Source organism: Bartonella sp. MR63HLJHH (genome assembly GCF_042194155.1).
In the GTDB taxonomy this organism is placed as follows: Bacteria; Pseudomonadota; Alphaproteobacteria; order Rhizobiales; family Rhizobiaceae; genus Bartonella; species Bartonella grahamii.
Map to the genome: position 1 here is coordinate 76,547 of NZ_JBHIMN010000001.1, position 16,114 is coordinate 92,660.

The 16,114-nt window shown below is 39.1% G+C and carries 15 protein-coding genes; 6 read left to right on the forward strand and 9 right to left on the reverse strand.

Translation table 11 applies throughout. The features are described 5' to 3' along the window. Positions 1 to 31: 31 nt before the first annotated feature. Complete coding sequence (locus ACFIKQ_RS00335) at positions 32 to 970, reverse strand: site-specific tyrosine recombinase XerD (protein ID WP_375635467.1); 939 nt, start codon at positions 968 to 970, stop codon at positions 32 to 34. Positions 971 to 1,229: 259 nt separating this feature from the next. Here ACFIKQ_RS00335 and ACFIKQ_RS00340 point away from each other — a divergent pair, with 259 nt between their 5' ends. The 4 genes from ACFIKQ_RS00340 (at position 1,230) to ACFIKQ_RS00355 (ending at position 4,197) form a co-directional block, all read left to right on the forward strand. Further along, on the forward strand, positions 1,230 to 1,862 hold the full coding sequence (locus ACFIKQ_RS00340; protein ID WP_375644417.1) for a shikimate kinase: 633 nt from the start codon (positions 1,230 to 1,232) through the stop codon (positions 1,860 to 1,862). Beyond that, positions 1,837 to 2,970: a 3-dehydroquinate synthase gene (gene aroB, locus ACFIKQ_RS00345; protein ID WP_375644335.1), complete on the forward strand. Its 1,134-nt coding sequence runs from the start codon at positions 1,837 to 1,839 to the stop codon at positions 2,968 to 2,970. Before ACFIKQ_RS00340 ends, aroB begins: the two co-directional genes overlap by 26 nt. Before the next feature lie 424 nt (positions 2,971 to 3,394). Then, a complete protein-coding gene (locus tag ACFIKQ_RS00350) occupies positions 3,395 to 3,790 on the forward strand; it encodes an MliC family protein (protein WP_375635334.1) in 396 nt (131 codons plus the stop codon). Positions 3,791 to 3,807: 17 nt separating this feature from the next. After that, a complete protein-coding gene (locus ACFIKQ_RS00355; RefSeq protein WP_375635335.1) occupies positions 3,808 to 4,197 on the forward strand; it encodes an MliC family protein in 390 nt (129 codons plus the stop codon). Positions 4,198 to 4,213: 16 nt separating this feature from the next. On the opposite strand, the gene mnhG is transcribed toward ACFIKQ_RS00355, so the two are convergent. The 7 genes from mnhG to ACFIKQ_RS00390 form a co-directional block, all read right to left on the reverse strand. After that, the gene (mnhG, locus tag ACFIKQ_RS00360) at positions 4,214 to 4,624 is read right to left on the reverse strand and encodes a monovalent cation/H(+) antiporter subunit G (RefSeq protein ID WP_375644336.1); all 411 of its coding nucleotides are present in this window, start codon (positions 4,622 to 4,624) and stop codon (positions 4,214 to 4,216) included. Continuing rightward, on the reverse strand, positions 4,621 to 4,902 hold the full coding sequence (locus ACFIKQ_RS00365) for a K+/H+ antiporter subunit F (RefSeq protein ID WP_375635337.1): 282 nt from the start codon (positions 4,900 to 4,902) through the stop codon (positions 4,621 to 4,623). Before ACFIKQ_RS00365 ends, mnhG begins: the two co-directional genes overlap by 4 nt. Further along, complete coding sequence (locus tag ACFIKQ_RS00370) at positions 4,899 to 5,384, reverse strand: Na+/H+ antiporter subunit E (protein ID WP_375644337.1); 486 nt, start codon at positions 5,382 to 5,384, stop codon at positions 4,899 to 4,901. The genes ACFIKQ_RS00365 and ACFIKQ_RS00370 overlap by 4 nt, the downstream gene beginning before the upstream one ends. Continuing rightward, positions 5,381 to 7,003 carry a monovalent cation/H+ antiporter subunit D gene (locus tag ACFIKQ_RS00375; RefSeq protein WP_375635339.1) on the reverse strand — a complete coding sequence of 541 codons (1,623 nt, stop codon included), beginning with the start codon at positions 7,001 to 7,003 and terminating at the stop codon, positions 5,381 to 5,383. The genes ACFIKQ_RS00370 and ACFIKQ_RS00375 overlap by 4 nt, the downstream gene beginning before the upstream one ends. Further along, a complete protein-coding gene (locus ACFIKQ_RS00380; RefSeq protein ID WP_015857096.1) occupies positions 7,003 to 7,344 on the reverse strand; it encodes a Na+/H+ antiporter subunit C in 342 nt (113 codons plus the stop codon). Before ACFIKQ_RS00380 ends, ACFIKQ_RS00375 begins: the two co-directional genes overlap by 1 nt. Next, positions 7,344 to 10,265: a monovalent cation/H+ antiporter subunit A gene (locus tag ACFIKQ_RS00385; RefSeq protein WP_375646923.1), complete on the reverse strand. Its 2,922-nt coding sequence runs from the start codon at positions 10,263 to 10,265 to the stop codon at positions 7,344 to 7,346. The genes ACFIKQ_RS00380 and ACFIKQ_RS00385 overlap by 1 nt, the downstream gene beginning before the upstream one ends. Before the next feature lie 231 nt (positions 10,266 to 10,496). After that, positions 10,497 to 10,994 (reverse strand): BA14K family protein, encoded by a 498-nt coding sequence (locus tag ACFIKQ_RS00390; RefSeq protein ID WP_375644339.1) that lies wholly within the window; start codon positions 10,992 to 10,994, stop codon positions 10,497 to 10,499. Between the two features lie 167 nt (positions 10,995 to 11,161). On the opposite strand from ACFIKQ_RS00390, the gene ACFIKQ_RS00395 reads away from it, so the two are divergent. Both ACFIKQ_RS00395 and ACFIKQ_RS00400 read left to right on the forward strand, forming a co-directional pair. Next, positions 11,162 to 12,259, forward strand: coding sequence for a carboxynorspermidine decarboxylase (locus tag ACFIKQ_RS00395; protein ID WP_375655651.1), 1,098 nt, complete (start codon positions 11,162 to 11,164; stop codon positions 12,257 to 12,259). Positions 12,260 to 12,312: 53 nt separating this feature from the next. Further along, a complete protein-coding gene (locus ACFIKQ_RS00400) occupies positions 12,313 to 13,551 on the forward strand; it encodes a saccharopine dehydrogenase NADP-binding domain-containing protein (RefSeq protein ID WP_375655540.1) in 1,239 nt (412 codons plus the stop codon). A gap of 1,141 nt (positions 13,552 to 14,692) precedes the next feature. Here ACFIKQ_RS00400 and lpdA read toward each other — a convergent pair. After that, entirely contained in the window at positions 14,693 to 16,099 is a 1,407-nt protein-coding gene (lpdA, locus tag ACFIKQ_RS00405) for a dihydrolipoyl dehydrogenase (RefSeq protein WP_375655542.1), read from the reverse strand. Positions 16,100 to 16,114: the final 15 nt, after the last annotated feature.

Here is a 16,114-nt window from a genome sequence, read left to right on the forward strand (position 1 = left end):
TAAAGTCTTTTTCAAAAACATCACCTTTTCTTTAACGAGCCTTTTGCTCATCGGCAAGTGGATGATGCTCATTAACTAAACGATAAAGTCCCTCTTCCAACACATGGGTATAAATCTGAGTGGTAGCAATATCAGAGTGACCTAACAAATGTTGAACGGCACGCAAATCAGCACCATTTTGCAAAAGATGGCTAGCAAAAGCATGGCGCAACACATGGGGAGAAAAGTGTTTACTTTCAATTCCTGCCCTTGTGGCGAGATTTTTCAACTCCCGTGCAACAACTTGACGCGCAATATACCCTGTTTCTGAATGCGCTGGAAAAAGATAAGAACTTGCGGCATCCTTTCCCTGATCACGCAAATTTAACCACTGCAAAAGAACTTGATATGCTTTTTTTGATAACAGCACCATTCGTTCTTTTTTGCCTTTACCACGAACCAAAATGCTGTATGCTTTCCCCCGAACAGCCTGCACAGGCAGACTCACCAATTCACTAATGCGTAATCCTGTTGCATAAAGCATTTCACTCAATAGCTGAAGACGCAATGCACGCAGATAATCCTTAGATCCATAATGAGCTTGATTAACTTCTAACTGTGCTAAATCAAGCAATTTTATCACTGCATCTTCACTCATGATTTTTGGCAAAGGACGCCCTTGGCGAGGCGCATCAATATCATGAGAGGGATCATCTGCTCTCAACCCTTCAGCATAAAGGAATTGATAAAACTGACGCAAAGTCGATAAACGGCGCGCTTGCGACGATGCCGCAAAACCAAAAGTATGCATAAGCGATAAAAGAGTAATTAAATCTTCTTTTTTTGCTGAAAAAAGCGAAACAGAGTGTGAAGACAATTCGTCTTGTGCCCACTGCAAATCATGCTGATAAGCCGCAAGCGTATGAGGTGAAGCCCCCCTCTCCGCGCTCATCATCTCAAGAAAATGATCTATCACAGCACCACTTTTCATTTCATTGATTCGCTTCCGTAGAAAGATTCCATGAATCCAAGGGGACATCAATGTACATATCCACAGTTACTGGTTCAACCCAAACCACAAGAGCACCCATTATAATGAAAAGAACAGAAAGCAAAATGAAAAGAATCATCAAAAATCTGGTCAATGTTGGCATAAGATAATAACCTACCAAAAATATTCTATCTCGTATTATGCCTCACAAAGATTAACAGGAATTGACTTTAAGATGGATAAATGCCGAAATAAAGTTATGAAAAGCAATCGACCAAAACGCGTCCCCATAACACAAATAAAGAATCAGCTCTTATCGTCCCTTGATAAAAGAGTACTTGTCCTTGTTGGTCTTATGGGGGCAGGAAAATCAGTGATCGGAAAACGCGTCGCCACCATGCTCCGTTTACCCTTTTATGATTCTGACCAAGAAATTGAAAAAGCTGCGCAAATGACAATCACTGAACTCTTTGAAATTTATGGTGAATCAGAATTTCGTGCTCTTGAACAGCGTGTTATTCTAAACCTCATAAAAAAAAGTCCTCTTGTTTTAGCAACAGGTGGTGGTGCCTACATAAATGAAAATATCCGAAAAGCCATTCACCAAAATGGTATATCCATATGGCTAAAAGTCGATCTTGATATCCTCATGCAACGTGTCTCAAAGCACCCAACACGCCCCCTGCTTCAAACAGCCAACCCTAAAGAAACCATGCAAAAGCTCATGGAACAGCGTTATCCTATCTATGCAAAGGCAAACTTAACAATTAACAGTCATAAAGAAAGCCGTCATACCGTAGCACAAAATGTTATACGATCTGTACAGCACTACCTATACACAGAAATTAACAATAGGGACAACCAGCATGCAAACAAAGACCGTCACTGTTAAACTGGACAAACACTGTTACGATATCATCATTGGTCCGAATCTGATTGCACAAGCTGCTTCACAGATTAAACATGCTCTTAACAAAAAAGATCCTCATCCAACGCGCTTGGCACTTGTTACAGATACAAATGTTGCTTCTCTTCATTTGGAAATATTACAAGCAGAGTTAATAAAAAATAAAATTCATACTGTCCCTATTATTGTAGAAGCAGGAGAACAATCAAAATCATTTTCAACCCTGCAAATTGTCATCGGTCAAATTCTTGCTGCGCGTTTAGAAAGAGGCGATTGTGTTATTGCTTTTGGTGGTGGTGTCATTGGCGATCTAGCAGGATTTGCGGCAAGTATAATCCGCCGTGGTATGAACTTTATTCAAATGCCCACAACGCTTCTTGCACAAATTGATTCCTCCGTTGGTGGAAAAACTGGAATCAATAGCCAATATGGTAAAAATCTTATTGGTACTTTTTATCAACCGCAATGCGTTATTGCTGACACATGTCTTCTTGATACCCTACCACCGCGCGAATTTCGTGCTGGTTACGCAGAAATGGTTAAATATGGACTCATTAACCAGCCTGATTTTTTTGAGTGGCTTGAAAAAAATGGGAAAGAAATTTTTTCCAATGGCCCAATACGAACAGAAGCTATTGTCCGCTCATGCCAATTTAAAGCTGCCATTGTAGCACGTGACGAACACGAAGCAGGAGAGCGCGCGCTCTTAAATCTCGGCCATACATTTGGACACATGCTTGAAACAGCAACCGCCTATGACTCAGACCGCTTAATCCATGGCGAAGCTGTAGCAATTGGAATGATTCTAGCGCATCAATTCTCTGCTCAACTAAATTTGATAAGTCCCACACTTACACAACGTATTGAAGCACACTTCAAATCTATAGGGTTGCCTACACAATTAAAGGATATCCCAGGGAAGTTACCAGATTCTGACACTTTAATGACTCTCATTGCCCAAGATAAAAAAGTTTCGCAAAACAATTTGACCTTCATCTTAACACGCGGACTTGGTCAATCATTTATTGCAAAAAATGTCTCTCCGGAAGCAGTTTTGACTTTTCTGGAACAAAAATTAGCAGAAATTCGTTAATTCATATTGAATATAATTGATTCGTTTTTATACTTCTATTAAAGGAATAAGTATGATGATGTCTGCGTAGCTCAGTAGGATAGAGCACAGGATTCCTAAAGAAATTGGGCGCTTTAAGGAGAAATCCTCAAAGTGGATCTGCTCAAATTCGGGGAAAGCTTCATGGGAGACTATATGCCAATGCCAATCCCGAGCCAAGTCTCTCCTCAAATGAGAGAAAGGTGTAGAGACTGAACGGGCAGCACCTAAAGAGCTAAAAGCTTCAAGGTGAAGAGACAGTCCAGACCACAAACAGCCATGAAAAGCTGGCGGTGAAAATCGAAGTGGTATGAATCCTGGGGTCGCAGGTTCGAATCCTGCCGTAGACACCATTGTATCAATCAAATTATTCTTTGTGAACAATATAGGAATATAGGGAAGCATCATGAAAAAAACTTTACATTTTTTAGGATTTTTCACCGCTTTAAGTTTATCAATCTTCAGCTCAAACAATAGCTTAGCTGGTTCTTTTATCATTGAGGTACCAGACAACCCAGAGCCAAAAACAGAGACCATTACCTATCAGTGTGATACTGGAACAGGTAAAGAACGCGTTGAAGCGGTCTATCTCAATGCTGATAATATTTCGTTGGTTGATTTCAAATGGAAAGGAGAGCGCGTCGTTGCTGCAAATGTAGTCGCAGACACAGGGGAAAAATACGAAGGAAGCTGGTATATTTGGTGGAAAAAGAACAACGAAGTCACACTTTACGATCATCTTCGTGATCCAGAAAGAAAAACCCCCATCCACTGTAAAGATGAATCAACATTGTTGTTCTAAATAACGAAGGAATCATTATGAAAAAAACTCTTTTTAATTTACGGTTTTTAGTCGTTTTAAATCTATCGCTTTTTAGCTCAACGAGTGCCTTTGCCGGCTCTTTAGTCATTGAGGTACCAGACGATTCAGAACCAAAAAAAGAAACCGCTGTCTATCAATGCAGCAATGAAACAAAAAAAGAACGTGTTGAAGCAACCTACTACACTACCAATGATATTGCATTAGTTGATCTCAAATGGAATGGAAAGCGCATCATCGCTTCCAATGTCGTTTCTGCTTCTGGAGCAAAATATGTAGGGGGTGAATATGTTTGGTGGACAAAAGGAAACGAGGCCTCATTCTACAATACCCTTACTGAAGACCACGCAACGTCCCTCACGTGTGTAGAAGAAAAAAGCACAGAATAAGGAAGGTTCTTACATTTCAAGAACCGCGCTGGCTCTCATCGCTTGATGTTCCTTCTGACGTGAGTAACTTTTCCTCCGTCTGGTTTAATAAAAGAGCCAGCGGTTTTTCTGACTGTTCTTCTGAATGATGTCGATAAGCTGCTGTATGTGAGAGCAACATAGAAGCTACCGGTGCTGTTAAAAACAAAAAAAACATCAGCAACACTTCATGAAAAACAAAATAATGGTCCACAAATATTGAATAAAGAAATGAAGAAATAAGAATGCTACCAACACCCCAACTCGTACACACTGAAAGCATATGCAAACGCTCATAAAAACTGGAAAAGCGCACCAAACCTATCGTTGCGATCAGTGTCAATCCAGACCCTAATATTAAGAAAACCGTGATAGCAATAGCCACCACAAGCGATACGTCATCTTTCATTCAATAACCTCCCCCCGCATAAGAAACTTCGCTAAAGCGATGCTTGAAACAGACCCCAACAACCCAATAATGAGGGCAGCAACAAAATAAATGGTTGTTCCTGAACGGATATCGAATGTAAGAAACAAAAGAACAGTGGTTATATAAAGAGCATCCAAACCAACAATTCTATCCTGTGCCCGTGGACCACGAATCAACCGAAACAATGCGAAGACCACCGCCAAACTTAAAAAAAACTGTGAAAAGAAAAGCCCCCAATAAAGGATCACCATACTCATAAGAAAATCTCCAAAAGTAATTGCTCATACCGTTGTTTTATCAATCGTTGATAATTATATCCTTTTTTTAAATTTAAGACATGGAGCAAAAGCTCACCCTTTTTACTATTATAGGCAACCCAAGCCGTTCCAGGAGTTGCCGAAAGGATGCACGCTAAAATAGCCAAAGCAGTGCGATTATGAAGCAGAAGAGGCACTACAATAAAGCCAGATCGCTGTTTTCGAGACCTTTTTGTTAAAACAAACCAAGCCACCGAGATATTTGAGGATATAGAATCTATCAAGACTCGAAAAATAAGACGAAAAACCGCACTCCAGTTTTTAATAGCAACCTTCTCCGGCTCAAGAAGCCGTATCATCCAACCACAAAACAAAGCGGTTATAATACCTAAAAACAATTGCCCTAAACTAAAACCATTTAAAATAAGCCACATAAGGACAATGACACCACTGAAAAAAGGAGAAGGACAAAAACGATTCATTTATTCATCTCCCTCTTTTCGAGAGAAAAATCCGTTAAAACGCTCCCAATATAATTCTGAGGTTCATACAAAGTCTTAGCAGTTTCAGACATATAATGACTAACAGGACCGGCTACAATTGTTATAAGAAAACACAAGGCAAGAAGAACAGCAATAGGCGCAAATTCTATCACCTGCACACGGGGAACGCGACCTTCAAGAGAAACCCAAAAAGTTCGAATCCCCGTTCGTGTCAGTGCAATCAAAGCTGCAAAACCTGAGAGGGTGACAAAAACCACAAAAAGCCAATCATGATAAACCGGAAGAGAGGCAAAAAAATCCTCTCTACTATGGTTTAAAACTGCCATGAACATCATAAGTTTAGCAACAAAACCAGAAAAAGGTGGCAATCCAATAATCAAAATGGCACAGATACCAAAACAAGCCCCAAGAATTGCCAAGGTTACAGGGAGATATGTGCCAACTTCATCTTCTTCCTCCTCTTCATCATCACCATAAACCTCCATTGTGACAGCCAGAACATTAGCAGCCACATCTTGACAGCGTTCAACCAACTCTACCAAAAGAAAAAAAGCTCCCAGTGCTAAAGTTGAAGAAACAATATAAAAAAGTGCACCTGCTGTCAGTGCTGCATTGCCAATCCCTATTGCTGCCAACAATGTACCAGAAGAGACAAGAACACTATAAGCTGCCAAACGCACCAAAACTTGGCTCGCCAATACCCCAATAAAACCAAAAATCAAAGTGGCAAGCCCACCATAAAACAAAACCGTATGACCAAAATGGTTAAAATATTCACTTTCAGGACCAAACCACAGCAGCGTTAAACGTAAAATAATATAAATACCCACCTTGCTCAAAAGTGCAAAAGAAGCTCCAACGGGCGCTACTGCCGCGCTGTAAGTTGGCACCAACCAAAAATTAAGCGGCCACATACCAGCCTTAAGCAAAAAAGCAATACCTAGAAGTGCAACACCTATTTCGAACAAAACAATATCTGTAGAAGATATATATTTTATTTTAACAGCCAAATCGGCCATATTAAGAGTACCAGCGACTCCATAAATAAGTGCTGTACCAACTAAAAAAAGTAATGAAGCAACAAGATTAACCACAACATAATGCAACCCTGCACGCACGCGTGTCTGACCAGAACCATGCAAAGCAAGCCCATAGGAAGCCGTTAACATAACTTCAAAAAATACAAATAAATTAAATAAATCACCGGTCAAAAAAGCGCCGTTCATTCCAACCATGAAAAATTGCATCAGTGACTGAAAATGAGAACCCGCTTTGTACCAATGAGCCCGCGCAAAAACCAGTACGCTAGTCACCAATAAGCTTGAAAGTAAAAGCATCATGGCGCTTAAACGATCAAGGACCAAAACAATTCCGAAGGGAGAGAGCCAATTGCCAAGCCGATAAACATCGCAAGCCGGCGCTATTTCAAGAGTACGTATAATCAGTAAAACAGCAATAACGACCGACAATCCCGCCGAAAAAAGACTAATCAATGATTTAAATTTCGAACGCCGTTCATCATAAAAAAGAAGAAGTGCTCCAGTGATTAACGGCAAAAGAATAGGCAAAATAAGGAGATGGTGCACCCCTACTTCCATCACTGCACCTCACGTCCATCAACGTGATCTGAACCCGTTAAACCGCGTGAAACCAAGAGAATAACTAAAAATAAAGCTGTCGTTGCAAAACCAATCACAATCGCAGTTAAAACTAAGGCTTGAGGAAGAGGATCGACATAATTAGCTGGATTAATAACAGTAGTAGGATCAACAATTGGAGCGGCATTACTACGCGGTCTACTCATTGAAAACATAAAAAGATTGACACCATAGGAAATCAAAGACAAACCAAGAATGACTTGAAAAGTGCGTGGACGTAAAATAAGCCAAATTCCTGATCCAACAAGAATACCAATACCTAAAGAAAGAACAATTTCCATTAATTTTCCTTCTCTTTCAAAACAGGTTTCTTACCGATTCGGTAACTCCGAATTGACTGGTGTGCAAGTGCAATTAAAATGAGAACAGTTGCTCCTAACACAAGAGAAAGCACACCAAAATCAAACAAAAAAGCAGATGCCATGGGAACTTTTCCAATTAACGGAAAATGAATATATCGAAAAAAGGATGTTAAAAAAGGATATCCAAAAAACCAAGAGCCCATCCCCGTTACGACTGACAACAATAAACCAAAGCCCATCCAACGCAAAGGTAAAACTCTCAAATGCGTTTCCACCCACCGAATATCGCGTGCAAGATATTGTAAAATAAATCCTATCGCCAAAGTAACACCACCGACAAATCCACCTCCTGGCAGATCATGCCCTCGCATAAATAAATAAATAGCAAAAGCGATAATAATCGGAAAGAGCCAACCCATAATAACAGCAGGAACAGCTAAATAATTCAACACTGTATCTCCCACATTTCGATTAGGCTGTGCCATATCAAAGGCTTTCTGGACACGTTGCTGAAAAGGTGCATCAATACTTTCAGGGGCAGGACGAAACCGCCGTAAAAGGGCAAAAACAGTGAGTGATACAACACCCAAAACGACAATTTCTCCCATAGTATCAAAACCACGGAAATCAACCAACAACACATTCACAACATTGCGACCACCAGCATCAGAGTAAGCCTTTGTGAGAAAAAAATCAGAAATCGTCGTACCTTGAGGACGTGTCATCACTGCAAAAGAGAGCCATGCTACACCAGCACCTCCCACAAGGGCTATGATGAAATCACGGATACGACGCAAGCGCACGAAAAAACGAACAGGCGTTGGAGTAGGATTATGCAAACGTTTAGGCAACCACCGTAAACCAAGCAATAATAAGACGACTGTAACAACCTCAACAACTAATTGTGTTATTGCTAAATCAGGAGCAGAAAGCCATAAAAAGGTTGCACAAGTCATCAAACCAGCTCCCCCCAACAACATGAGTGATGCAAGACGATGAAACTTCGCTTGCCAAGCAACTAAAAGTGCACATAATCCGCCAACTAACCAAAGAGCGAGAAAGGGAATATCAACTGGGAAAAGCGGTAACGCCCCCGCTGAAATAAAACCATCGCACCAAAGTAAAAGACCAACAAATGCAAAACACACCCAAAAAATCCAGTGCAACTGTATCTGCAAACGACGTGTTGACAAAATAGATTCCACCGCACGTGCCCATTTCCAAGAAATAATCACGAGAATGCGTTCAAAAATACGCGGTCCATTTAAGTGACGAAAAAAAGGCGCTCCATCATCACAGGATAAAAAATAACGGTGCCCGACAGCGTAGAGTAATCCGCCTCCTAATAACGCAACAAAACTCATCACTAATGGAGTATTAAACCCATGCCAAACAGCTAAACTATAAGGGATTGTCATTGATCCTAAAACAGACACAACCGCGTTATCTAAAATAGGTCCTATTGTTAAATTAGGAAAAATACCAACTGCTAAACAAATAAACACCAAAAGCTCCATTGGTAAACGCATGAAATGCGGTGGTTCATGGGGAGTTTTGGGTAAATTGACAGGTTTTGGTCCCAAAAAAACGCCATGAATAAAGCGTATAGAATAGGTTACACTAAACAGACTAGCCAGCGTTGCTACATAAGGTGCAATCCAATCGAGCCATGATTCCATATGCGTTTCAACAGCTTCAGCAAAAAACATCTCTTTCGATAAAAAACCATTCAACAAAGGAACTCCAGCCATCGCTGCGCTTGCAACTAAAGCGAGAGTTGCTGTAATAGGCATAGAGCGATAAAGCCCTGACAATTTACGCATATCACGTGTTCCCGTCTCGTGATCAATAATACCAGCAGCCATAAATAAAGAAGCTTTAAAAGTAGCATGATTAGCCATATGGAAGATCGCTGCAACACAAGCAAGTGGACTACCAAGGCTTAAAAGCGTGGTAATCAATCCAAGATGACTAATAGTTGAATAAGCAAGCAGCCCTTTCAAGTCTTGCTGAAACATGGAAAAATAGGCACCAAGCAGCAATGTAGAGAGTCCTGAAAAGCCAACCAGCCAAAACCAAGATTCTGTCCCAGAAAGCACAGGCCATAAACGAACAAGCAAAAACAATCCCGCTTTTACCATGGTTGCTGAATGCAAATAAGCCGATACAGGGGTTGGAGCAGCCATCGCATTGGGCAGCCAAAAATGAAAGGGAAACTGCGCACTTTTTGTTAATCCCCCCAATAAAATACAAATAAGGACAGGACTATAAAGAGAACTTGACCGGATCATATCTCCAGACTGCAGCACTTTATCCAAATCAAAACTGCCAACAATATACCCGATCAATAAAACCCCAATAAAAAGTGCAAAACCGCCAAAACCTGTGATCGTTAGAGCCATACGCGCACCCTCACGCGCACTTGCATTATGATACCAATAGCCGATCAACAAAAAAGAAAAAATGCTGGTGAGTTCCCAAAAAATAACCAAAAATACGAGATTACCTGATAAGACTATTCCCGTCATTGATCCCATAAAGGCCAAAAAAAAGGAAAAAAATCGCGGTACAGAATCTGCTGGATCCATGTAATAACGTGAATAAATGACAACAAGCAACCCAATTCCTGTAATGAGCAAGCAAAAAAGCCACGATAAACCATCTATACGGAGAATCAAATCGCTCCCCCATTCTGGAAGCCAAGAAATATCTAAACGCACTACGTGGTTTCCGCGAACTTCCGGATAAAGCATTATTGTAAAAATAAGACAGAAAAGTGCAACAATCCCAGCAAACCATGCTTCATTATTTTTTGCTGTCGAGCGAAAAAAGCCAATGATAGCACTTCCACCAAAGGGAAGCAAAACGAGCAATATCAACATTGCTTCCCGTGTTGTCATTCTTTCAACTCCATCCTGTCCTTAATATTTTGTCATCGACAAAACAAAAACTTATATCCTTACCCCCCATTCCACACTTAATGATAATAAGATTTAATAAAACTTAAAAGTATTTAAATTTTTCAAAAAAAACGCTTTCATGAAAATGCTGCGCACCACGCAAGTTTTCTCTTTATTGTAAGAACAATAACGCCCACGACAAGAAGCAATTAAAAATTTATTTAATAATTTCTATCCTTTAAAAAAGCGTGATAAACACTGTTTACGCCCCCCATGAAAAGGCTGAAAACTATTATCATTTTTATTATAAGAGCGATAACGCGCACGGCAAGATTCAATATGTTGTTTAAGCATCCATGGCTCTTTTTTTTCTAATTTTTCCGAAGAAGACGTTAAAAACACTTTTTTAGCATCTGGTACAGCTTTTAATGATGCGCTTTTTGTGCTTAAGTGCGGTGACGTAACAAATGCCACTTCAGGATACCACCAATTATCACTATATTTACGATAACCACGCCGATAATGACGATAACCTTTAAAACCATTAAGTTCTCTACGCCCCGTAAAAATCAAAGGCACCGAACTATCTTGGACAGAAGTCTGAGTAACCAGTTTGGCTTTAGCATCACTCCTATTTTGCCCCCAATTAACAAGAGTAGTTGTTATAATGAAAAAACTGCTAACCAATACAAAAGCTAAAGCATAATATAATTTTTTTTTCATACTCATAACGCAAAACTCAAAATAATAAACAACAGTAATTACAGAAAGCCTTTCTCTTTCTAGACAGAAACAGATTCTTTTCTTAAGACTCTTTTTTCTTGAGACATTCTGTTACTCTTTGTACTAAACGTTGATCTTGGTAATAAGATCCTTCAAAAAAGAATGAATAAATGATGATAAAAACCCCCTACTACCTTATAGACAAATCGAAACTCATCAAAAACATGCAAACAATTTCTCGTTTACGGGAAATGTCTGGAGCTAAAATTTTACTTGCTTTGAAATGTTTTGCTACATGGAGTGTTTTTGATTTAATGTCCGAGTTCATGGATGGAACCACATCATCATCCCTTTATGAACTGCGTTTAGGAAGAGAAAAATTTGGCAAAGAAACACATGCTTATTCGGTTGCTTGGGCCGATCATGAAATTGATGAAGCCTGTAGCTATACAGACAAAATTATCTTTAACTCAATCCAACAACTTCAACGTTTTTCTAAAGCTAGCAAGACCATCCAACGGGGTTTGAGGTTAAATCCAAGAATCAGCGCATCCAATTTTGATCTTGCCAATCCCTCCCGCCCTTTTAGCCGCTTAGGCGAAACCAATCAAAGCGCTATAAAAGAAGTTCTACCCCTCATAAATGGCCTGATGATCCACAACAATTGCGAAAATGCTGATTTTAATCTTTTTAACCAAATGCTGAATCACATGGAAGAAAAATTTGCAGAACTTTTCGCTGCGGTTGACTGGATAAGCCTTGGTGGCGGAATCCATTTTACCGCTGAAAATTATCCTTTAGAATCTTTCGCAAAACGTTTAAAACAATTTTCTAAAACCCATGGTGTTACTCTTTTTCTAGAACCAGGAGAAGCTGCTATCACCAAAAGCACCACATTAGAAGTCAGTGTTCTTGACACATTGTATAATGAAAAGAATCTTGCCATCGTTGACAGCTCAATTGAAGCACATATGCTTGATCTTCTCATTTATCGTGAAAATGCCAAATTAGAACCCAATCAAGGACCACACGAAATCATGGTTTGTGGAAAATCTTGTCTTGCTGGTGATATTTTTGGAACATTTCAATTTCAACAGCCTCTTAAAATAGGCGATCGGCTGTCTTTTCAGGATGCAGCAGGTTATACAATGGTCAAGAAAAACTGGTTTAATGGCGTTACAATGCCTGCTATTGTTCTCAAAGAATGCGATGGTACACTAACACTTCAACGCCAATTCAGCTATAACGACTATCAGAAAAGCCTTTCATAAAGATCAACCATAAAAACGTCATACAACAGTATTAAAAAGGAGATGAACCTACAATGAAAAAAAATGTTCTCATTATTGGTGCTGGAGGTGTTGCACAAGTTGTTGCACACAAATGTGCTCAAAACAACGATATTCTTGGTGAAATTCATATTGCTTCACGAACACTCAAAAAATGTGAAGCCATCATTGCTTCTATTAAAGAAAAAAACACAATGAAAGAACAGGGTGTTCTCAAAAGCCATTCGCTCAATGCCATGAATGTAGAAGAAACTATAAAGCTCATCCAAAAGACCAAATGCGAAATTGTCATTAATGTTGGTTCTGCCTTTCTTAATATGTCTGTTCTTTCAGCTTGTATTGAAACCAAATGCGCTTATATCGATACAGCGATCCATGAAGACCCCTTGAAAATTTGTGAAACACCTCCTTGGTATGGCAATTATGAATGGCCTCGGCGTCAAGAATGTGAAAAAGCTGGTATAACCGCTATTTTAGGAGCAGGTTTTGACCCAGGTGTAGTGAATGCTTATGCAGCATTAGCGCGCGATGATTATTTTGATAAAATCACAGATATTGATATTATTGATATTAATGCCGGAAATCATGGGCGTTGGTTTGCTACAAATTTTGATCCAGAAATTAACTTCCGTGAATTTACAGGACAAGTATGGTCATGGCAAAATAAAAAATGGACTTCCAATAAAATGTTTGAAATCAGCCATGAATGGGATCTCCCCGTTGTTGGAAAACAAAAAGCCTATATGACAGGACATGATGAAATTCATTCATTATCGAAAAATCTCGATGTGGAGAATGTCCGTTTCTGGATGGGATTTGGTGAACGTTATATCACTGTTTTTACGGTTCTAAAAAACCTCGGACTCTTATCCGAACAACCGATTAAAACGGCGGAAGGTCAAGAAGTCGTGCCCTTGAAAGTCGTGAAAGCCGTCTTACCCGACCCTTCCTCTCTCGCCCCAGACTACACAGGAAAAACCTGTATCGGAGATCTTATTAAAGGCGAAAAAGATGGACACCTGCGAGAAATTTTTATCTATAATATAGCCGATCATAAACAAGCTTTTCATGAAACTGGAGCACAAGGCATTTCCTATACCGCTGGCGTACCAGCTGCTGCTACAGCCCTTCTCATTGCTACAGGCGAATGGGATGTTAAGACTATGGTCAATGTAGAGGAATTACCACCCCGCCCTTTCCTTAAATATCTTGATCGTATGGGGCTTCCCACTTTTATAAGAGAACAACAAGAGGATAAAAAATTAGAATTTTAAATTTATACCTATAGAAAGCATATGCTTAATTTTTTAAGTTATCAGAAAACTGCCCAATGAAAACAAACTTAATATTCTCATGTAATTATGGTTTTCAAAAAAATTTAGCTATTCGTTATATTTTGGCAACATTACGATTTCTTAACAACCTTAAAGAAGAAACATATCATCTTTCTAAGACATAGCAAGCAATGATCAAGAAAAACAGAGAAGCAAAAACTAATTTAATCACACTGTATAACTTGTCATTATCATCAAAAAGATAGCGTCATAAACAAAAGATATAAAAATACCGCTCTTTTAAAAAAGAGTGGTATTTTGTAGAATATTCAACCCCTCCCCTCTTCATCTTAAATGACAAATATCCTTAACCCACACCAATCATTAAACAATTCAATTTCTTTGAGCGAATTCCTCTTGGCTTCTCTCTTCATATGATTCATTATCATATATAACACATTGATTTATAACAATAAATATCACTTTCAACTTGATTCATAACGCTGAATATTATAAGATTCTCTTATCACAAACTCCCTCACATTGAATCAATTAATATCTTTTTCCTGCACATCACAAACAAAGCGGGCGTGTGAGTAAAAATTTCTCTTATAAAAACTCTCAAATAATAAAGAGCTTTAGTAATATTGAGAACTGAAAAAGTGCATTATAATGTCAGCGTATACTTTTACTAAACATAAAGATGATGATGCACAAATAGGTCTTATAACAATTTGAATGAATTTTATATATTTCAAGAGGAACTTTACAGCTATACCATTCACGAGCACCATCGTGAAATAGGTTTGCGCATTTTGAGAGATGTGTTCTTAAAACAAAGCACGCAAATAGGCTCAGAACCCTATCCTAAATATTTTATAATAGTATAAAAACCACCCCATATGTAAAACTTTACATAAACCAAACAAACACCACCGCTCTAAACAATAATACACAACAGGATAATCAATAAAAACTACACAACTGAATTTTAAAACAATAATTATAGAAAAGCATACAACAAACGGAATATTTCAATACAATTGGTTGTATTCCTTTTTAAAGTTTTAAAATGTTGTTGTATGCTTCACAAATATTTTCTGCCTCCTATGACTTTTAAAATGTACTTTTTAAAAGCTTTTTAAATATGAAGTGGTTTAGCAAATGTTGCCAAAGCTGCCTCACGCACGGCTTCTGATAAGGTAGGATGTGCATGGCAACAACGCCCCAGATCTTCTGATGAACCACCAAATTCCATTAAAACTGCAATTTCATGGATCATTTCACCAGCACCAAATCCAAGAATATGCCCCCCTAATACCCGATCTGTTTTTTTATCAGAAAGGATTTTAACGAACCCATCACTCTTTTGCATTGCACGAGCACGACCATTAGCCATAAAAGGAAATTTGCCAACATTATATTCAATACCAGCAGTTTTTAGCTCTTCTTCTGTCCTTCCTACACTAGCAATTTCCGGCTGTGTATAAACAACACTAGGAATAACATCAAAATTAACATGCCCTTTTTGACCTGCCAAAATTTCTGCCACAGCAACGCCTTCTTCCTCTGCTTTATGCGCTAACATTGGCCCTTTTACGACATCACCAATCGCATAAATTCCTGGAACATTCGTCTGCCAATGGGCATCAATTGCAATAAATCCGCGTTCATCTAACTGAACACCAGCCTCCCCTAAGCCAAGCCCCTCGGTATACGGAGAACGTCCAGTAGCAATAAGCACAACATCAGCCTCTAAAGTTTCAGCTGCACCACCTTTGACGGCTTCAAAAGTCACCTGAGCAGTTGAGCCAGATTGTGTAACAGCTGTCACCTTTGTTCCCGTCTTATATTCTATCCCCTGTTTTTCCATTAATTTCTGAAATTGCCGTGAAACTTCACCATCCATTGAGCCCAAAATTTTATTAAGATACTCAATAATGGTAACTTTAGCACCTAAACGGCTCCAAACTGATCCAAGTTCTGAACCAATAACACCAGCACCCACTACAATCATATGCTCTGGTACTTTTTCAAGTGAAAGGGCTCCCGTAGAAGAAACAATAGTCTTTTCATCAATTTCAACATTCACGCTTGGAATGCCTGAACTCTCTGAGCCCGTAGCAATAATAATATTTTTTGTTTCAATTGTTTGTTTATTACCATCTCTGGCAACAACTTCCACATGACCCGCACTCAAAATTTTAGCTGTTCCAAAAAAAGTATCAACTTTATTTTTTTTCATCAAAAAAGAAACGCCACTTGTATTGGCTGTCACCACAGCTTTCTTATGAACCATCATTTGTTCAAGATTAAGCTTAGATTTACCAATAGAAATACCAAGCGTTTCAAAACCATGCTGGGTTTCAGAAAACACTTCTGAAGCATGCAACAATGCTTTAGAAGGAATACAACCAACATTGAGACATGTTCCTCCTAATGTTGTACGCTTTTCAATAATCGCTACTTTAAGCCCCAGTTGTGCAGCCTTTATTGCTGCTACATAACCTCCTGGACCTGCTCCGATCACAGCCACATCATAAGACATCCGTTTCTCCTTTCA